This is a genomic window from Thermocaproicibacter melissae, from assembly GCF_024498295.1.
Classification (GTDB): domain Bacteria; phylum Bacillota; class Clostridia; order Oscillospirales; family Acutalibacteraceae; genus Thermocaproicibacter; species Thermocaproicibacter melissae.
The window spans coordinates 696,651-716,916 of record NZ_CP101827.1; the positions used below are offsets into that span (position 1 = coordinate 696,651).

General features: G+C 46.4%; 16 protein-coding genes. 9 read left to right on the top strand and 7 right to left on the bottom strand.

What is annotated here, in order from left to right:
- Complete coding sequence (locus tag NOG13_RS03525; RefSeq protein ID WP_283110898.1) at positions 1-1,668, bottom strand: formate--tetrahydrofolate ligase; 1,668 nt, start codon at positions 1,666-1,668, stop codon at positions 1-3.
- 135 nt (positions 1,669-1,803) lie between these two features.
- Between NOG13_RS03525 and NOG13_RS03530 the strand changes: the two genes are divergently transcribed.
- Entirely contained in the window at positions 1,804-2,949 is a 1,146-nt protein-coding gene (locus tag NOG13_RS03530; protein WP_283110899.1) for an FtsW/RodA/SpoVE family cell cycle protein, read from the top strand.
- 41 nt (positions 2,950-2,990) lie between these two features.
- Here NOG13_RS03530 and NOG13_RS03535 read toward each other — a convergent pair whose 3' ends face one another.
- The 4 genes from NOG13_RS03535 to NOG13_RS03550 all read right to left on the bottom strand — a co-directional run bounded on the left by NOG13_RS03535 (position 2,991) and on the right by NOG13_RS03550 (position 7,533).
- On the bottom strand, positions 2,991-3,197 hold the full coding sequence (locus NOG13_RS03535) for a hypothetical protein (RefSeq protein WP_283110900.1): 207 nt from the start codon (positions 3,195-3,197) through the stop codon (positions 2,991-2,993).
- A gap of 19 nt (positions 3,198-3,216) precedes the next feature.
- Positions 3,217-4,155, bottom strand: coding sequence for a ComEC/Rec2 family competence protein (locus NOG13_RS03540; RefSeq protein ID WP_283110901.1), 939 nt, complete (start codon positions 4,153-4,155; stop codon positions 3,217-3,219).
- Positions 4,148-6,586, bottom strand: a complete 2,439-nt coding sequence (locus tag NOG13_RS03545) for an FtsK/SpoIIIE family DNA translocase (protein ID WP_283110902.1) — start codon at positions 6,584-6,586, stop codon at positions 4,148-4,150. Before NOG13_RS03545 ends, NOG13_RS03540 begins: the two co-directional genes overlap by 8 nt.
- Positions 6,587-6,738: 152 nt before the next feature.
- On the bottom strand, positions 6,739-7,533 hold the full coding sequence (locus NOG13_RS03550; RefSeq protein ID WP_283110903.1) for a ClpP family protease: 795 nt from the start codon (positions 7,531-7,533) through the stop codon (positions 6,739-6,741).
- Between the two features lie 335 nt (positions 7,534-7,868).
- On the opposite strand from NOG13_RS03550, the gene NOG13_RS03555 reads away from it, so the two are divergent.
- The 3 genes from NOG13_RS03555 (at position 7,869) to NOG13_RS03565 (ending at position 11,870) form a co-directional block, all read left to right on the top strand.
- On the top strand, positions 7,869-9,806 hold the full coding sequence (locus tag NOG13_RS03555) for an aconitate hydratase (RefSeq protein WP_283110904.1): 1,938 nt from the start codon (positions 7,869-7,871) through the stop codon (positions 9,804-9,806).
- Positions 9,807-9,862: 56 nt separating this feature from the next.
- A complete protein-coding gene (locus NOG13_RS03560) occupies positions 9,863-11,071 on the top strand; it encodes an NADP-dependent isocitrate dehydrogenase (RefSeq protein WP_283110905.1) in 1,209 nt (402 codons plus the stop codon).
- A gap of 106 nt (positions 11,072-11,177) precedes the next feature.
- Positions 11,178-11,870, top strand: coding sequence for a redox-sensing transcriptional repressor Rex (locus NOG13_RS03565; protein ID WP_283110906.1), 693 nt, complete (start codon positions 11,178-11,180; stop codon positions 11,868-11,870).
- A 45-nt stretch (positions 11,871-11,915) separates the two neighbouring features.
- Here the strand turns inward: NOG13_RS03565 and NOG13_RS03570 are convergent, their stop codons facing one another.
- Both NOG13_RS03570 and NOG13_RS03575 read right to left on the bottom strand, forming a co-directional pair.
- Positions 11,916-12,845 (bottom strand): hypothetical protein, encoded by a 930-nt coding sequence (locus NOG13_RS03570; protein ID WP_283110907.1) that lies wholly within the window; start codon positions 12,843-12,845, stop codon positions 11,916-11,918.
- A gap of 28 nt (positions 12,846-12,873) precedes the next feature.
- Entirely contained in the window at positions 12,874-14,190 is a 1,317-nt protein-coding gene (locus NOG13_RS03575) for a tRNA(Met) cytidine acetate ligase (protein WP_283110908.1), read from the bottom strand.
- Positions 14,191-14,250: 60 nt separating this feature from the next.
- On the opposite strand from NOG13_RS03575, the gene NOG13_RS03580 reads away from it, so the two are divergent.
- The 5 genes from NOG13_RS03580 to NOG13_RS03600 all read left to right on the top strand — a co-directional run bounded on the left by NOG13_RS03580 (position 14,251) and on the right by NOG13_RS03600 (position 20,265).
- Entirely contained in the window at positions 14,251-15,504 is a 1,254-nt protein-coding gene (locus tag NOG13_RS03580) for an acetate/propionate family kinase (protein ID WP_283110909.1), read from the top strand.
- A gap of 100 nt (positions 15,505-15,604) precedes the next feature.
- Positions 15,605-16,333, top strand: coding sequence for an N-acetylmuramoyl-L-alanine amidase (locus NOG13_RS03585; protein WP_283110910.1), 729 nt, complete (start codon positions 15,605-15,607; stop codon positions 16,331-16,333).
- 65 nt (positions 16,334-16,398) lie between these two features.
- Complete coding sequence (gene radA, locus NOG13_RS03590) at positions 16,399-17,769, top strand: DNA repair protein RadA (protein WP_283110911.1); 1,371 nt, start codon at positions 16,399-16,401, stop codon at positions 17,767-17,769.
- 277 nt (positions 17,770-18,046) lie between these two features.
- Positions 18,047-19,081 (top strand): efflux RND transporter periplasmic adaptor subunit, encoded by a 1,035-nt coding sequence (locus tag NOG13_RS03595; protein ID WP_283110912.1) that lies wholly within the window; start codon positions 18,047-18,049, stop codon positions 19,079-19,081.
- On the top strand, positions 19,078-20,265 hold the full coding sequence (locus NOG13_RS03600; RefSeq protein WP_283110913.1) for an ABC transporter permease: 1,188 nt from the start codon (positions 19,078-19,080) through the stop codon (positions 20,263-20,265). The genes NOG13_RS03595 and NOG13_RS03600 overlap by 4 nt, the downstream gene beginning before the upstream one ends.
- Position 20,266: the final 1 nt, after the last annotated feature.

Genomic DNA, 20,266 nt, shown 5'->3' on the forward strand with positions numbered 1-20,266 from the left:
TTAGAAAAGCCCTGTAATATTTCCTTTACTGTCAACGTCTATGTTTTCTGCCGCGGGATGCTTCGGCAGGCCAGGCATGGTTAGTATGTCTCCAGCGTATGCAACGACAAAGCCAGCGCCGTTGTTCAGTTTCAGGTCACGGATGCTTACGCGGAAACCGGTTGGCCTTCCAAGCAATTTCGGATTATCGGAGAGGGAATACTGGGTCTTTGCAATGCAGACCGGCAGATGCTGCCCGCCGAGAGCTTCGATTTCCAGCAAAGATTTCTCCGCTTTGCTGGAGTAGTCAACCCCGTCGGCGCCGTAAATTTCACGGCAGATGGTTTCAATTTTTTCTTTAATCGGAGCATCATCCGGATAGATGGGGTGGAAAGAAGACACCTTGTCAGCCAATTTGCAGACTTTTTCGGCAAGATCTACGCCGCCTGCACCGCCTTTTGCAAATACTTCACACAGAGAAAATTCTGCGCCGTTTTCTCTGCAATATTCTTCCATGAAACTTAATTCACGCTCCGAATCAGTTTCAAACCGGTTAATTGCCACAATGACCGGTAAGCCGAATTTCTTCAGAATGTTGATGTGAGCGCCGAGGTTTACGATTCCTTTTCGCAAAGCGTCAAGGTTCTCATTTGCGGTTTCTGCCTTAGGAATTCCTCCGTTATATTTTAGGGCGCGTGCTGTTGCTACAAGAACTGCAGCGCTTGGCTTGATTCCAGCGAGACGACATTTAATGTCCATAAACTTTTCAGCGCCGAGGTCGGAACCGAACCCTGCTTCAGTAATGCAGTAATCACCAAGCTTCATGGCGAAGCGGGTTGCGCGGACGGAATTGCACCCATGAGCAATGTTAGCGAACGGACCGCCATGGATGATTGCCGGAGTACCTTCCAAAGTTTGCACCAAATTCGGCTTAATGGCATCTTTCAGTAGAGCGGCCATTGCGCCTTCGGCTTTCAAGTCTTTTGCATAAACCGGTTCACCCGAAAATGTGTATGCGACGAGAATTCGGCCGAGGCGTGCTTTTAAATCCATCAAGTCGGAGGCGAGGCAGAAGGCGGCCATCACTTCGGTCGCTACCGTGATGCAGAAGCTGTCCTGCCGCGGAACACCGCTTGTTTTTCCGCCAAGGCCGTCGATGACTCCGCGTAGCTGCCTGTCGTTCATATCCATACAGCGAGAAATTTGAACTCTTCGCGGGTCGATTCCGAGGGAATTTCCCTGTTGGATATGGTTGTCCAAAAGGGCGCAAAGAAGATTGTTCGCAGAGGTAATTGCATGAAAATCTCCGGTAAAATGAAGGTTAATCTCCTCCATTGGGAGAACCTGAGCATAGCCGCCGCCGGCTGCTCCTCCTTTTATGCCGAAAACCGGACCCAATGACGGTTCTCTCAAAGCGAGAACGGCTTTCTTTCCAATTTTCGCCATAGCTTCGGCAAGTCCAATAGAGACAGTGGTTTTTCCTTCGCCGGCGGGAGTGGGGTTAATGGCAGTGACAAGAATCAGCTTAGCGTCTTTCTTAGACGAGAGGCGATTATAAAGGCAGTCATTCAGTTTTGCCTTGTATCTTCCATACGGTTCAAAATCTTCGTCATGAAGCCCTAATTCTGCCGCAATTTGGGTAATCGGCTTGAGTTTTGCCTGCTGCGCAATTTCAATATCCGACAACATCCGATATCCTCCAATTATCCATAATTATTTTAAGTATATCACAATTCAAAGTTTCAGGAAATAAGTGCGGATGAATTGCTGTATTTCTTGCATGTCCATCAGATTTCTTCTATAATAAAGCGAAGAGGTGAAGTCATGCGGATTTTAAGATCTGTGGGAAATTACATCAAACAAACAGACAAGATATATTGGCTAATTGCAATAGGTATTTCAGCTTATAGCCTTATTTTGCTTCATTCGCTCCCGTCAAAAAGCTATTTCTCTACGATGATTGTAGCGGTTCTGATCGGCTATACCGGAGCGATTATCATTTCACTGATTGATTATCATGACTTGGCAGCAATTTGGTATATCATTGCCGCATTGTGCGTAGTCTTAATGCTGTATACTGTGAAGTTCGGAGGAGCTGTCACAAACACCGGCGGTGTAAACGCAAGAGCATGGATTATGCTCGGAAGTACCTCGTTTCAGCCCAGTGAATTGGTAAAAATCGGCTTTATGGTTACTTTTTCAAAACATTTGTCCGTTCTGAAAGAGCGGGGGCTTTTGAAATCTCCGCTGCATGTTTTTCTTCTTGCTTGTCACGCGCTTATACCAATGGCATTAACGCATTTGCAGGGTGACGACGGCGCCGGAATGATTTTCTTCCTTATGTTCCTCACCATGTCTTTTGGGGCGGGGATTCAGCTTCGTTACTTCGTCGCATTGTTTGCCATCATCGCTGCCGCTTTGCCGCTGGCTTGGAAATATGTTTTGGAGGATTACCAAAAACAGCGAATGCTCGGGGCATATCATCTGGACTCGACCGATGATTCCTTGAAGGATATTATCTGGCAGCAAAAGCAGGCCCGCATTTCCATCGGAAGCGGCGGCCTGTGGGGTAGAGGGCTGAATAATGCTCCTCGTGTAAAGAGCGGAATGGTTCCCGAAAAAGAGAGCGACATGATTTTCTCCACAGCGGGTGAAGCACTTGGTTTTATTGGCTGCTGTCTGATTATTCTTCTACTCTTTCTACTGCTTTTGAGAACCCTTAGAATTGCGCGCAAAAGTCCCGATTTGCTCGGAAGTTCCATTTGCATGGGCTTCTTCGGCATGATTGCGGCGCAAATGATTGTCAACATTGGAATGTGTCTGGATTTACTTCCTGTTATGGGTGTAACGCTGCCGTTCTTCAGTGCAGGCGGTTCTTCAGCAGCATGCCTCTATTTCGGTCTGGGGCTTGTCGAAAATGTTCATATGCATCCTATGAATCCAACAAAAATTTCGATTCTGCACAGATAAAAACTGGGTCAGGAAACACGATTTCCTGACCCAGTTTTTGCTTATTTCTCTACTGCCTTTACGATGGTGAGGGTTCCGGTTTCTTCATCAATTTCAATGGTATCTCCGGGAGCAGCGCCTTTTGGAAGTTCGGAAATCTGGATGCCGAAATATCTTTGCTTATCTTTGTCCTTATGTTTATTTGCTTGCGCTTTGTCCGTGCAGATTGCGTAGTTGCCTTCCATGCGTTCGATTTTCAGTGTTTTCATCATAAAATCCCCTTATATATTATTCCTCTGTTTTCACGGATACAGATTTTCCGTCAGAGAGAAAAATGACTGTTTTGTTGAGGTCTGTCCTGTAAACGGTAATCCCATTGTCCGATAATCGTTTGGAAACGGCGACTTTTGGCAGATTATTGGAATCATCGCCGACCGAGATGACTGCATATTTCGGTTTTACAGCTCGCAGAAACGCCTCACTGCTTGATGTGTCACTCCCGTGGTGACCGATTTTCAGGACTGTTGCGGAAAGGTCTACACCGGAGGCAAGCAGGCTCATTTCCTCCTCTTTTTCCGCGTCGCCCATCAGAAGAAAGCTAGTCTCACCAAAGGACAGCCTGAGAACAATGGAATTATTGTTTGTGTTCGTTCCGGCTGCAATTGGCCCGAGAACGGACACGCGCATTGGCCCAACCGAGAAAGAAGTGCCTGCCGCGGGATGTTCCTCTTTCAGATTTGCCCTTTTTCGTGCTGCCTGTACGTCCAAATACTCTGTTGACTTGGGAAGCAGGGCAGGAGGAAGCGAGGGTGATAGGTAGCGCGAAACGCGGAACCTTTCAAAAATTTCTTTCAGGCCTCCGATATGGTCGCTGTCTGGGTGCGTATTTACAACGCAGTCCAAAGACTGAACACCTCGGCCTTTCAGATAGGAAGAAACCTGCTTGCCGCGGTCAACCGTTCCGCCGTCCACAAGCATGTAATGACCATTACATTCGATGAAAATGCTGTCTGCCTTGCCGACATCCAGAATATGAACGGCAAGCGGTGAGCCATCGGCACAGTCAGAGAACCTGCCAAGGCCGAAAAACTGAAAAACTTTTTTCCAGTTTTCAGACGCATCCCCGGGAAAGAGAAAAGCCAGAGCACAGGACAGGAGTGCCAGTACGAACAGTACTATTAAAACAAGCTGCCTCCACCTGCGCTTTTTTATGTGGTTATCACCCATTTGTATCCGAGACCTTTGTGGCGTCCGCAGCATCGTTCTTCTGCATCGTCATTTCCAGATATTGCTGGTATGTAATCAGAACTTGGCGAGGTTTTGAACCCTCCTGCGGGCCGATGATACCCATTTGCTCCATCTGGTCTATTAGGCGGCCTGCACGTGCGTAACCAAGGCGCAGACGACGCTGCAGGGAAGAGGTGGAAGCTTGTCCGCAATCAACGACATATTTAATTGCCTCCGGAAGCATGGGGTCGGTATCTTCATTCAAGGCGTCGGATTTGCTGTCGCTGCCTTTTTCAACCGCATTGCGTTCGATTTCCTGTACGATGGTTTCGCTGTATTCCGCTTCCTTCGATTTCTTGACGAAATTAACAATGGATTCAATCTCACTGTCGCTCACAAAACATCCTTGAATACGTTTCGGTTTCTGTGAGCCGACAGGGGAAAACAGCATATCACCATGTCCAAGCAGCTTTTCGGCACCGCCCATATCCAGAATTGTTCTTGAGTCAACCTGAGACGACACGGCGAACGCGATTCGGCTCGGAATATTTGCTTTAATCGTTCCGGTAATGACGTCAACAGAAGGCCGCTGCGTTGCAATGACAAGATGCATTCCGGCTGCACGGGCCATCTGTGCAAGACGGCAGATGGAATCTTCCACTTCGCTCGGTGCAGCCATCATCAGGTCGGCAAGCTCGTCAATGATAATAACGATGCGCGGCATCTTTTCCAATGGCTGCCCGTCCTCGGCCTTGTAATCGTGGACAGCAGCATAGGCGTTGTAGGCTTTCAGGTCGCGGACTCCGGTTGCTGCAAAGGTTTTGTAACGTTTCAACATTTCTGTGACAGCCCAACTAAGCGCGCCGGCAGCTTTCCTCGGGTCGGTAACGACCGGTACGAGAAGCTGGGGAATACCATTGTAAATTCCGAGTTCAACAACTTTCGGGTCTATCATCAGAAAGCGTACATCATCCGGTGTGGATTTGTATAGTAGGCTGATAATCATGGAGTTGATGCACACCGATTTACCGGAACCCGTGGCACCTGCAATCAGCAGGTGGGGCATTTTGGCTAAGTCGGCAATCGCGGTTTCACCGGCAATATCGCGCCCAAGAGCAACGGTCAAATAGCTTTTTGAGGATCGGAAGCTGTTGCTTTCAATGAGCTCCCGCATTCGCACGACTGTGGTCTTTTTATTCGGAACTTCAATGCCGACAGCGGCTTTGCCGGGAATCGGTGCCTCAATACGGATTCCCGCTGTGGCAAGATTCATAGAGAGGTCGTCTGAAAGATTGGTAATCCTGCTGATTTTTACGCCGGCTGCAGGTTGAAGCTCGTAGCGGGTAACTGCAGGGCCGCGGCTGTAACCTATAAAAGAAGTTTTAACCCCGAAGTCTTGCAGTGTCTCAACAAGCTTGTTCCCGATGAAATTAATTTCACTTTGAATATCTTCCTGAGCAGGGCCTTTTGTTGTCTCAAGCATGGAAAGGGGAGGAATATGATATTGCCCGTCTTGGATCGGTTCAGGAGCAGACTGCTCAACTGCTGGGACAGAAGCAACTTTCTCTTGCTGAGGGGTCTCCGCAGAAACTGCTGGGGGAGTTATCTCATGCTTTGCAGGAAGTTGCGGGCTGATGTCCGGTGCAGGTTCATAATTGACGGGAGCAGCTTCCGGTTCTTGCTTATTGGTTGATGGCATCTCTGTTCCGTCGCCAATCGAGAACACCTTTTTCAGGTGTTCGATTGCGGCATTCTTTTTCGGCTTTTCCTCTTTTTGAACCGACGGAGAATGTACAGGATGCGCAGGCATTTCATCATCAAGCGGAATGTCGATTTCAGCATTGAGACGGTTGCGTTCAATCCGTTTCTTTTCACGCGCAGTATTGATGTTGTTTACGACGGTGTCCGCCGGTTTTGAAATTGTCTTGAACAATTGGACCAGTGTTGTTCCGGTCAGAATCATCAACACTACAAACAGAGCAAGAATCAAAAAAATTCGTGCTCCAAGCATACCGAAAGCGCAGACAAGCGGAATTCCGAGCAGGCCGCCGAAAAGACCAGAGGAAGTATGTGAGTTATCGTTGCCATACAGAGCAATCAACTTTTCAGGCATTGATTTTAAGGTCACTGGCGAAGAAATGGAAAAAGCATAGACCGTTGCACAGAACAGAATAATGGTACATGACATGAGTATGATTCTGGAGGTGATCCGTTCCGTCCTTTTCTCAAGCGATGTGATAATTGATATGTAAAGCAAGAGAATCGGCCAAAGAATGGCACAGTTTCCGAACAAACCAAGCAATAAATTGTGGCACCAGCGCCAAATATGGTCACCGGAAATCAGAACAAAGCAGCCCATGAGAATTGCCACTGCAAACTGAATAATTGCATGCCGCTGATTTTTTTGACGTACAGCCTGTAAATCCTGCATTTTATTTCCATTTGCCCGAGCTGACGTCTTTCTTTTTTGTGCGGCAGATGGCGTTTTGCTTGTCTTTCTTTTTTTGGTTTGGGCCATTTTTACCACCTTTTGGTTTTTCATTCTCAGATTCTATGTAAGCGGCGGCTTGCACCGCCAAATTGTCAATTCCTACCGGCAAATCTCAACGTTCCGTTATCGGGAGAAGAAGGTTGATTTTCCTTTTCAGCCGCTCGCCTTTCGTCAATCATCTTGTATAAGCACTTAATCGCATCCGAAAGGCTACCGAGAGAATCAATCAGACCTTCTTCTACCGCCTGTTTGCCGTCGAGAATCGAACCAATGTCAAGAACAAGTTCATTGGTGTTTTCAATAAGCTCTTTCATTCTTTCGGGAGAGATGTGAGAGTGGTCCGTAATGAATTTCGTAATGCGGTCCTGCATTCTTTTGAAATAATCCATCGTCTGCGGAACACCCAGCATCATACCGTTGATGCGAACCGGGTGAATGGTCATGGTTGCACTTGGCACGATAAATGAATGTTTTGCTGAAACCGCAAGCGGCACACCGATGGAGTGCCCGCCACCGAGTACGATGGAAACCGTTGGCTTGCTCATTCCGGCAATCAATTCGGCAAGGGCTAACCCCGCCTCCACATCGCCGCCGACGGTATTGATGATAATGAGTAGACCATCAATGTCAGGAGATTCCTCAACTGCAACCAACTGCGGAATTACGTGTTCATATTTTGTAGCCTTGTCTTGTGACGGCAGAACCGTGTGACCTTCAATTTGCCCAATTATTGTTAGGCAATGAATGGTATGTCTTCCGTCACTGGTAAGGATGGAGCCGGTGTCAATAACCTGCTGATTCTGGTTGCTGCTGCATTGTGTATCTCCCTTTATATTTGTAGCTGTGTTGTTTTTCACTTCATTGTTATTATTTTCCTTCTGTATCATTGTCTCAACCTCCCGATGGCTCTATTTTGCCATCGAAGGCTGATATCATACACGAATTGGAAAATAAATGGAAAGCAACTGCTACAAAACATTATATCATCCGTGCATGGATTCATCAATAAATTAAAAAGGGCTGAAAAAATTCAGGGCAGAATGTTAAGACATTGACAATAAGATGAATTTATTACATAATAACAATTATGTTTATGTTTTAGGTTGTCATACAAACGTGATAGTGCCTATAAGCAAATTTTGTAGTATAATTGAATTTGTTATTTGGTAGATTTGCAGTGATGATATTATTTTCAATTCAGCGATAGGAGAGATAAATCCCGATGGGTTTGACGTTAGCACAAAAAATCATTAAGAATCACTTGGTCAGCGGAGAAATGGTTGTCGGCCAGGAAATAGGCCTGAAAATTGACCAGACTCTGACGCAGGATGCTACTGGAACGATGGCTTATCTCGAATTTGAAGCCATGGGCGTGCCTCGTGTAAAAACCGAACTTTCTGTTGCTTATATCGACCACAACACTTTGCAATCAGGCTTTGAAAATGCAGATGACCATCGTTTCATCCAGTCTGAGGCAAAGAAGCACGGCATCTATTTCTCACGCCCCGGAAACGGAATTTGCCATCAGGTTCATCTGGAACGCTTCGGAATCCCGGGGAAAACCCTGATTGGCTCTGACAGCCATACCCCTACGGGCGGCGGAATCGGCATGCTTGCAATGGGAGCCGGCGGACTTGACGTTGCAGTTGCGATGGGCGGTGGCCCTTACTATATCACCATGCCCAAAATCGTCTATATTGAATTGACCGGAAAACTTCCGGATTGGGTTAGCGCAAAGGATGTTATTCTGGAAGTGCTTCGCCTTCTCTCTGTAAAAGGCGGCGTAGGCAAAATCATTGAATACGGCGGGGAAGGCGTCAAGACTCTCTCGGTTCCGGAACGTGCAACCATTACAAACATGGGTGCAGAACTTGGCGCAACAACATCAATTTTCCCGTCCGATGAAATTACAAAGAGCTTTTTGGAAGCACAGGGACGCGGAAAAGACTGGGTGGAACTTCAGCCGGATCCGGATGCTCATTATGATGAAGTCCTCCATATTGACCTCTCTAGTCTGAAACCGCTTGCTGCCTGCCCGCACAGCCCGGATGCAGTAAAATCGGTTGAGGAGATTGGCCCAATAAAAATTGACCAAGTCTGCATCGGTTCCTGCACCAACTCGTCTTATCGTGATATGATGCGTGTGGCTTCCATTCTGAAAGGCAAAACCGTTGCTCCGAATGTGAGCCTCACCATTTCACCAGGTTCCAAACAGGTATTTCATATGCTTGCTAAGAACGGTGCCTTGGCGGATATTATTGATGCAGGCGCACGTGTACTGGAATGTGCCTGCGGCCCTTGCATCGGTATGGGACAGTCTCCGAATTCCGGAGGCATTTCTCTGCGCACGTTCAACCGTAATTTCTTGGGACGCTCCGGAACCGCCGATGCTCAGATTTATCTAGTCAGCCCGGAAACAGCGGCAGCATCGGCAATCGCCGGAGTTTTGACAGACCCGCGAACACTCGGTCATGAAGAACCGATTTCCATGCCTGAGAAGTTTGATATTGATGACAATATGATCGAGCCGCCGGCTCCTCCGGAGGAAGCTGATTCGGTCGAGATCCTTCGCGGCCCCAATATCAAAGACTTCCCCAAAACCTCTCCGCTGCCTGAGAATATTAAGGCCAAAGCACTTCTGAAAGTCGGAGACAACATCACAACGGACCACATTATGCCGGCGGGTTCAAAAATCCTTCCGTTCCGCTCGAACATTCCATATATGTCTCAGTTCTGCTTCTCGGTCTGCGACAAGTCATTCCCTGAGCGCTGCAAACAGCATGGAACCGGCATTATCATCGGCGGCTCCAATTACGGGCAAGGTTCTTCCCGTGAGCATGCAGCATTGGTACCGCTTTATCTGGGAATTAAAGCTGTCATCGTGAAGAGCTTTGCGAGAATTCACTGTGCAAATTTGGCAAATGCAGGCATCCTTCCGCTCGTTTTTGTAAACGAAAGCGATTATGACGCAGTTGACCAGATGGATGAATTGGAACTGCCCGATATTCGCAAAGCAATTGCGGAAAAACGCAGAATTTTTGTCAATAACCTCACCAAGGGTACAAAGTTTGAAGTAAAAGCTATGCTGAGTGATCGCCAGCGTGAGATTGTTCTTGCGGGAGGTTTGCTCGACTATACTCGCGAACATTCCGGCAAGTAATGAACATGGTTCTGTATTCCTAGCACTAATCATACTGTTTTTCGGAGGAAATGAATATGGCGGAAAAAATTCAAATGCGCACCCCTCTTGTCGAAATGGACGGAGATGAGATGACGCGCGTCATCTGGAAAGAGATTAAGGAAATCCTCATCGAGCCGTATGTCGACCTTAAGACAGAGTATTACGACCTGGGCCTAAAGCACCGCGATGAAACAAATGACCAAGTCACGGTTGATGCTTCTGAGGCAACAAAGAAGTACGGCGTTGCTGTAAAGTGCGCGACCATTACACCAAATGCAGACCGTGTTAAGGAGTACAACCTCAAGGAGATGTGGAAATCGCCGAATGGCACGATTCGTGCCATCCTGGACGGCACCGTATTCCGTACCCCAATTCTTGTGAAGGGTATCACCCCGCTTGTACCCGGATGGAAGAAACCGATTATTATAGCGCGCCATGCTTACGGTGACGTTTACCGCGGTGTTGAGATGCAAGTTCCGGCCGGAGCTAAGGCGGAGCTTGTTGTTACCAACGCCGACGGCAGTGAGACCAGAACTCTGATTCATGATTTCAAATCACCCGGCATTATTCAGGGCCAGCATAATCTTGATAAGAGCATTGAAAACTTTGCGAAATCATGCTTCCAGTATGCACTGGATGTCAAGAGAGACCTTTGGTTCTCGACAAAGGATACAATTTCCAAAAAATATGACCACAGATTCAAGGATATTTTCAATGAGCTGTATGATTCTACTTATAAAGAGAAGTTTGAAGAAGCGGGTATCAAGTATTTTTACACTCTGATTGATGACGCGGTTGCCCGTGTTGTACGTTCAAACGGCGGATTTATCTGGGCCTGCAAAAATTACGACGGTGATGTGATGAGCGACATGGTGGCTACGGCGTTCGGTAGTTTGGCCATGATGACAAGTGTGCTTGTTTCACCGGACGGTGTTTATGAGTATGAAGCAGCTCACGGAACGGTGCAGCGCCATTATTACAAGTACCTCAGGGGTGAATCCACTTCCACAAATTCCATGGCTACACTCTTTGCTTGGACGGGAGCGTTGAAGAAGCGCGGAGAACTTGACGGCCTTCAGGATCTCTCTGCTTTTGCGGAAAAGCTGGAGAAAGCATCCATTCAGACGATTGAAGAAGGCGTCATGACAGGCGACCTTGCAGCCATATCAACTTTGCCGAATATTCAGAAAGTTGACACGGAAACTTTCCTGAGGGAAGTTGACAAGAGATTGCAGGCACTGTAAGAAGTCTGCGCAGTTTGCTACTAAGAAAATAAAGTTACAGTTTCAGTCGAAACTAGATTCGGACCGCGGCTGTAAAGATGGATCATTTCCCTTAGGAGGTATGATTATGCTGAGGCATGAGAATGTTTCAATGTCTGTTGTTCGGCGATTGCCGCGTTACTATCGGTTTCTAAATCATTTGAAAGAGTCTGGAGTCACCAGAATCTCATCTACGGAACTATCGCAAAAACTGGGGCTTACAGCTTCGCAGATACGGCAAGACCTTAACTGTTTCGGTGGTTTCGGTCAGCAGGGGTATGGCTATATAGTCAGCCAGCTTTGCGATGAAATCGGTAAAATTCTCGGTTTGCAGAGTGGCTATAAAACGATTTTGCTGGGAGCCGGTAACCTCGGAATGGCAATTGCCAACCACATGGCATTTGAAGCAGATGGTTTCCGCTTGATTGGAATTTTCGATAACTCACCTCAAAAAATAGGCATGACGATCGGTGGGCTGCAGGTCCAAGATGTGAATAATCTGGAAAAATTTTGCAAAAAAGAGAAGCCTGTGATGGCTGTTCTTTGCGTTCCGCGCAGTGCTGTGGAAGAGCTTGGCAAGGTTCTTTATCAATTGGGCATTCGGAACTTTTGGAATTTCAGCCATTATGATATTTCGCTTGAATACCCGGATACGATTGTAGAGAATGTTCACTTAAACGACAGCCTGATGACGCTTTGCTACCGTATCTGCAACGGCAGAACAAAGAAGCAGGAAATGGAGCAGAAACAAAAAAATCAAACAGAACTGTCGGCTGATTAATCGGCTAAGCAAAAATCCCTGTTCATCAAGTGAACAGGGATTTTTTTACTTTAGGTTTTCCATATATTTTGCAATCGCATTCTCATCTTTTGCATTGAGACAATCCGTGGTGAGATATACGGAAAGGTTCTCCACATGTTTAATTTCTTGCCCAGGTTCAACACGATACATTGGGCTCATAGACTGAATCTCAGTGTAATCTTTTTGAACACCGATTTCACATGAGCTGCCGAAATCCGGATAGACGGCCTGCACATCATGAACATATCGCTTCAAGAATGTGTAGCGTGGTCCAACAAATGCAACCCAGCCGAAAACATTGTTGCAGCCTATTTTCAACGGAGCAGAATTTTCAGCATCCTTTCTGATGGTAAGGAAGCGGTTGCCGATGAAAATTCGATCATCATGCAGCTGGGTACCGGGCCAGAGAACCAGTGCTCTGTTTGGACGAAAATCATCGCTCGTGTCAGCATTCTGGGGCAGAATGACGACATCGTTTCCTTCGAGCATGGTAATCGGCCACAAGCCGCAAGGCTGAGCTTCTTTGGAAACATTCTTAACGGTGTGAGAAACCATAATATCCGCTGTGTCTTCGCTGATAAAAACCTCAAAACCGGTTTGAAAAACTGCGTTTTTCGGCTTTGGTGTCGCAAAACGTACACTGTCGGAAAAAATACTGTAAACAACCGGAGAATTGTCAGGGATAATCGTTCGTGCGGAACGCTCTGAGCTGAGCCAGAGCCGGTGTCCTCCGTAATGATAAAACACGTTCTGTGAGTCGGCTTTATCCTCCGCATTTTTACATAACACTCGATGGCTGCGTTCCGAATCCTCATAGAAAATGTTTTCTTTTCCGCAGAAACCGAAATAAATGATGCGGGGTCCGTAGTCTATTGTTACAATGGCATCGATAATGCCATTCGTCATACGCACACATTTTCCGAAATTTTTATAATCAATTTCTTCGATTTCCAATGGGATGCACCCTTTCAGTACACAGATATTACAGTACAATGATTTTTGTAGATCGATCTAGTCCGCACGGTCCTGCTTGAGGCATACATAGGGAGTACAAATCGGTTGATTTATTTTCAAGTTCCATGATTCGGCGTGCTCGAGGGTTAAGCTGTTCCGTATCTGAAAATCGCGAGATGATTGGCAGTTTCTTCTGTTCCTTTGCACGACGTAGAATCTTATCGCCGTTTTTTCCAATGCCAAGGATTCTTAGATATGGGGGAAGGCCTTTGGCATCTTCTTTTGTAATTCCCAGAAAAGCCGAGAGAAGTATTCGGCGAATTCTCGCCATCGGATATCGTTTAGTTTTTGCAGTCTTGAGCAAATCACTCATGCTGCCGGCAGTTTGAACGGAGGCATAAATTCTGTTTTCAAGTCCCTCGCTGATGTCCGGAAGAGAAGAAAAAGCGACGCGATCCATCTGCCGAAATGAAGAAAGCATCGCGCGTTCCACAAACGAAAGGCTTGCAGGTGCTCTTCCGGATGAGATTTCTTCTTTTAAAATTTGATAGGCTTGCACCGGCATATATTGAGAAACTGAGCTTCCATCTACAATTTTCTTGCGAATTTGAGAGGAAGAAGCAACAGCATCCGGTTCATCACTGCTTGAGTCGAAAAGCGATACTCTTTTTACGGTAAAAGGTTTCAGAGATGCCCCAAGTTGTTGAATCGCGCTAAGATATTCTATGCCAAGTACATTGTTTGGTTTGCGAAGCAGAAGTGCAGTTTCGCTGCCAAAGAGATTTTCAACAGCATTCTGACGTGCTGAAGCGAATGTCATACCTTGCTGCAGATATTTCTGCATTTGCTCATGCAGAAGGGGAGAGACTAAAGCTTGTTTGGCTTCAGAAAGTTTCCCAATATCGCCGCATTCACTTCCAAAGCCGATTATGTCAACTCCGAGTGCGGAAAGAAGGAAAACTCCGCCAAGCGAAAAGTGTTGTGCTCCAGAAACAGCCCAGGGAAGAGGCAGCTCCACAACGAGATCTGCACCGCAAGAAAGAGCTTCTCGAGTTCTGGCCCATTTTGAAAGGATTGCCGCTTCACCGCGTTGAACAAAATTTCCGCTCATGACAACGGCGACGCAATCTGCACCGAGGTTTCGCATTTCCTGAAGAAGAAAAGCATGCCCGTTATGAAGCGGATTATATTCGGCAATAATACCGGCAATCGTCATTTTATGAGAATTCTCCTTGAATTTGCACCATGCTTGTATTATGATAGTATTTGGCGTTGTCAATTTCCATTTTACTCGTTCTATTTTACTAGCAAATGTTAACTCTTTCAATAGGCTGTTCAGATTCACAATAGTTATGAATCTCAAAAATATATTGAAAGTTAATCAAATCAATGTAGGAGGAAACAAATGAAAATCCTGGTAATTAACGCTGGAAGCTCATCTCTGAAATATCAGCTGATTGATATGGACACAGAGAAGATGATTGCAAAGGGTATCTGTGAAAGAATCGGAGCGGAAGGCTCTCGGATTGAATACAAAACCAGCGACGGCCGTTCCATGAAAAAGAACGCTGAGATTAGAAACCATGTAGATGCGTTCAAACTTGTTACTGAGGCTTTGGTAGACCCTGAGTTGGGCGTTATTTCAAACCTTTCCGAGATTTCCGCTATCGGCCACCGAATCGTGCAGGGCGGTGCTATATTTGACAAATCCGTTCTGGTCAACGATGAAGTGATTCGCCAGATTCAAAGCCTGATTCCGCTCGCACCGCTGCACAACGGACCGGAAGTTGATGCTATTCTCGCGTCCCGTGAAGTGTTCGGCGCAGATATGCCGCAGTGCGTTGTGTTCGATACGTCTTTCCATTCAACAATGCCTCCGAAAGCATATCTGTATGCAATTCCTTATGAGTACTACGAGAAATATAAGATTCGCCGTTATGGCTTCCACGGTACTTCCCACCGCTATGTCAGCCACCATTGTGCACACCTGATGCATCAGCCGCTGGAAGACATTAAAATGATTACCTGCCATATTGGCAACGGTTCCTCCATTGCCGCGATTCAAAACGGCAAGGTCATTGATACGAGCATGGGCCTGACTCCGCTCGACGGCTTCATGATGGGCACACGTTCCGGAGCACTTGACCCCTCCGTTATCACTTTCTTGATGGAAAAAGAGGGCCTCACTCCGCAGGAAATGAATCAGATCCTCAACAAAAAGTCGGGCGTTTATGGAATCTGCGGCCTCAGCGATGACCGCGATGTAACGAAAGCGGAAATTGAAGGCGATCCGAAGGCAATTCTGGCACATGAGATGCAGATTTACCAGATTGCAAAATATATCGGTGCTTACGCAGCTGCCATGAACGGTGTGGACTGCATTGTATTCACCGCAGGTCTGGGTGAGAATCAGCCTGAAATCCGTTATGGCGTATGCCGTTATCTGAAATATCTCGGCGTAAAGATTGATCCGATTCTGAATGATGAATATATTCACGGAAAAGAAGGAAAGATTTCCACTTTCGATTCCGTTGTTCCGGTGTATGTCATTAACACTAACGAAGAGCTTGTCATTGCGCGTGACACAAAGGCGATCGTTGAGAAACTTCACTACGCTTCTACTCCTGACAGAACTCATGTTGATCCGGAAGATGTCTGAAAATTCGGCATCTATGGGCGTCGGCTTCGGCCGGCGCCTTTTCTTTTGTCTCTAGGAATACCGCATATAGCAATTAAAAACGAGCATATAATTACCCGAGGTGATTCCGTTGAAAGAAAAGAATCACAATGCCGTGCCAATTGCTGCATTGATCCTTTGCTGCCTCGCATTTTTGCTGCTTTCCTTCATTGCCTGTAGGAATCTCAGCAAAATGGCCGCAGCAGAAGCGGAAAAACATACACAGACGATTGTAATTGACGCAGGGCATGGTGGGGAAGATGGAGGAGCCGTTGGAAAATCTCCAAAGGCGGAAAAGGATATCAATCTTGCAATTGCAAAAGATCTTCAGCAATTGCTTAAAGCGGCCGGGTACCGTGTGGTTATGACAAGAACAACGGACACTTCTCTTTCAGAACCGCTAAATACCGTCCATGAGCGAAAAGTCAGCGATCTTCATAATCGCTTGAAACTGATTCAGTCGCAGGGGAACTGCATTTTTATCAGCATCCACGAGAATTTTTTCGAGCAAAGTCAATATTGGGGCACACAGGTTTTTTATTCAACAAATAACGAAAAAAGCAAGGATATCGCCGAAGCTATTCGCTGCCAAGTGGTAGGGCAGCTTCAAAAGAATAACACTAGAACGATAAAACCGGCGACAAGCTCTATCTATCTTCTTTGGAATACAAATGTTCCGGCAGTCTTGGTGGAGTGCGGCTTTCTCTCAAATGAACAGGAAGCCGCAAAGCTAAATCAGGAAGTATACCAAAAGAAGATGGCTTTCTGTATTTACTGCGGAGTGCTGGACTATTTCTCCAACGCCAGCTAACCTTGTAATTCCGTCTGGCGCCGAATATAATAGAGTTATCAAATTGGCGGGAATGAGGCTGGAAAATGACCGGAAAATCGAAAAGCGTTTATGTATGTTCCGAATGCGGTTTTGAATCTCCTAAATGGTTGGGGAAATGTCCGGATTGCGGAAAATGGAACACGATGCAAGAAGAAATCCGTGAACCAGTTCGCTCAATAAAATCTTCCTCTTCACGGCAGAGTTCCGCTGTGCACTCGGTACCGATTTCTGAAATCAGCGTCACCGATGAGGAAAGATACCACACCGGAATGAGTGAGCTCGACCGCGTTTTGGGCGGAGGAATTGTAAAAGGTTCTTTGATTTTGGTGAGCGGCGAGCCGGGAATCGGAAAATCGACTATTCTGCTGCAGATTTGCGGCTACTTAGGAAAAAAGCTGAAAATTCTGTATGTTTCCGGTGAGGAATCTGCCAGACAAATTAAGCTGCGTGCCTCTCGCCTTGGGGTAGAGAATTCAAATCTTTATCTTTTGACAGAAACGGACATCGAAAATGTTATTGAACAAATAAAAACGGACAAGCCAGACTTGGTAATGATTGATTCAATTCAGACGATGAATCTCGCTGAACTGAATTCATCTCCGGGGAGTGTTTCTCAGGTACGGGAATGTACCGCCGCAATTATGCGGGTGGCGAAATCTTTGGAAATTCCCGCAATCCTTGTAGGACATGTCAATAAAGACGGAGTGATTGCCGGTCCAAAGGTTTTGGAGCATATCGTTGACACGGTTCTTTACTTTGAAGGGGACAGGCAGATGTCTTACCGAATCCTACGGGCTGTGAAAAACCGTTTTGGCTCCACAAATGAGATTGGAGTCTTTGATATGTCAGAGGATGGGCTCCATCAAGTTGAGAATCCGTCACAAGCGCTTCTTTCTGGACGTCCCACTGGTGTTTCGGGAACATGCGTAACTGCTATGATAGAAGGTTCCAGACCGATTCTTGCAGAAATTCAGGGTCTTGCAACGGCGACCGGTTACGGGAATCCCAGAAGAATGGCTACTGGGTTTGATTACAACCGAATGTCTCTGCTTCTGGCCGTTTTGGAAAAACGTGAGGGCTTTTATTTTGCAAACCTTGACGCATATGTAAATGTTGTCGGCGGTTTAAGGCTCGACGAACCAGCAGGTGATCTTGCGGTAGCACTTGCGCTTATTTCGAGCCTTAAAGACAAGCCGATCAACAGTGAGGCGATTGCTTTTGGAGAGATTGGTCTCGCTGGAGAATTGCGCTCCGTTACCAATGTTGAAGCGCGAATCGGTGAAGCTGACCGCCTAGGGTTTAAAAAATGTATTTTACCTTACCATTGCCTCAGCCGCATTGGACGCCGTTTTGAGCATATAGAATTGGTTGGAGTTAAAGATGTGAGGCAGGCGTTTGAGGCTGCTGTGAAGTAGAATTTTCAATTTGAGATCGAGGTGTTACTTTTATACAGTGCACACAGCCATCTCCAGTATAATTCGTGATGGCGGATGGCATTTCTAGCTGGCAATAACCGTCTTTTTGATAAAGGCAATCAATATCACACTGAATCATACTCATTTTTCTTCACCTCATTTTTAGTTTTGAGCAGGCAAACAAATTTATTCATGTAAAAACAGGAATAGCCGCTCATATTTTTCCTCCTCCATCAAAGAATAAGCATGTCGGAGGAATGAGGTTGGAGGAATGAGAATGAGAAAGTATGTAATGCTTTTCACCTTTACAGCTGCTGCAATTATAGCAATCGTCGCCGCTGGCCGTTCGGTAGAGAAGTCGATGATTCGCGTCTCTGCATACCAAGTAACACCGTGTTCGGTGGAGGATACCGTAACCTGCACAGGAACGGTGGAGGAATATCCGGGAAACAGCATTTACGCCATCAAGCCTGGAATCGTGTCAAAGCTTTACGTAAAAGTGGGGGATACCGTATCTGCGGGCCAAGCTATTATGGATATTATTCCCAATGCAACTGCTGCCGCTACAGCGGAGTCATCTGCGGCAAAGGCCCAAGGTGTGTATGAGCAATACTACAAGTACTTACAAAGCGGTGGAATAAGCTCTGCTTCTTCGGCGATAGGAGCGGCTGAGCAAGCTATGGAAGACACTCAGAAGTCTTACACCATTTCTGCAACAAACGCCGGAACAGTGGAGTATCTTGCTGTATCTTACGAAGGGTCCTACATTAGCTCGAATGCTCCCGCTGTGAAGATCAAAAACGATAAGGGGATGCGCGTTCGCCTTACGGTGGACGAATCGCAGGTTGCCGACCTGAAACAAGGGCAAAAGGTTCAAATTTCGGGCGTCGGATTCAAGAATTCCGTGTACAGCGGATCTATCGTCAGCATTGCCGATACAGCCGAACAGGCAATGACGACAACCGGGCAGAAAACTGTAGTTGAAGTAATTGCAAGCGTGGATAACCCGGGAGAAGATGTAAAACCGGGGTTTACGGCAAAAGCAAAGATCACAACCTCAAAAAACGACAAAGTATTATGTGTCCCTTATGAAGCCGTTCGTGAGGACTCCGATAACAAAGAATATGTCTTCTGTGTTGTTGACGGAAAAGTAAAACGAGTTCCCATAGTTACCGGTAAGGAATTTGATACTGGCTTTGAGGTAAAAAGCGGCCTAAAGGCAAACGACGTCGTTATTATGAACCCAGATGATGTTTCAGAAGGCCAAAAAGTTATCATTGCGAAGATAACGAAAGGCGGCAGCGCAGCATGATTGATTATTTGAAATGTGCTTTGCGCAACCTTGGCAGAAAACAGGTCAGAACACTTCTGACGATTCTAGGAATTACAATCGGAGTGGCGTCTGTAGTGATTATTGCAAGCATCAGCCAAAGCGGTGCAACGGCAGTTACCGGGGAAATGGAAAGCCTTGGATTGAGCGGGATTTTTATATCGCCGTCAGGAAAAAGTGAAAACGCGGTCTTGGATAGTCAGGACCTTGCCATGATTAATCGGCTCCGCGAGGTTGAGATGACAACACCGGTAATGATGACAAGCACAGAAGTTTCCGTGAGAAATATCACAACGGATGCGGTTCTGTGGGGAATCGACAGCAACGCCGGCAGTGTTGTATCGTTACAGGCAGTGTATGGGCGGCTTTTTACTCAAAGGGACATCAGCATTTGTGCTCAGGTTTGCCTAGTCGACGAATTGTTTGCAAAGAAGGCCTATTCCAGAAGCAACATCGTCGGAAAAAAGGTTAATATCAATTTTGGCGGATCCATGCAGGAATTTACGGTTGTCGGTATTATCAAAACCGGAACGGGGCTCTTGGAAAATGCCTTGGGGGATTACATCCCCAGCTTCATCTATGTGCCATACACAACAGTTCAAATGTTAAACCAGCGAAGTGATTTTGATGATATTGCAGTAAAGGTAAAAAGCACGGCGGAATCTGAGGCAGTCGGAAATATGATTGTGAAAAGGCTGGATATTGAAAAGGGAACTACCGACGGTTTTGTGTCAACGAATCTTGCTAAGCAAAAGGATGGATTACTTCAGATTCTTAGCATTGTAACTCTGATTCTTTCAGCGGTAGGTGCCGTTTCACTTGTTGTAGCAAGCCTCAGCATTATGACGACAATGCTAGTTTCCGTAACGGAGCGAACCAAAGAAATCGGAATTAAAAAGGCGTTGGGAGCCAGCCGGCTTGCCATTATGACAGAGTTCCTTTTTGAAGCGATGCTGCTTTCGCTAGTCGGCAGCATTGGTGGTATTATTATTGGCTGTGGTGTTTCATGGATTCTTTCTTTGGTTTTTCATACTTCACTCTCATTGCGGCCGGATATTATGTTGATGGCAGCAGCGTTTGCGGTCCTTTCGGGAACGGTATTTAGTGTATATCCTGCCTATAAGGCTTCGCGGCTGAAACCGGTTGACGCGTTGAGACATGAGTAAT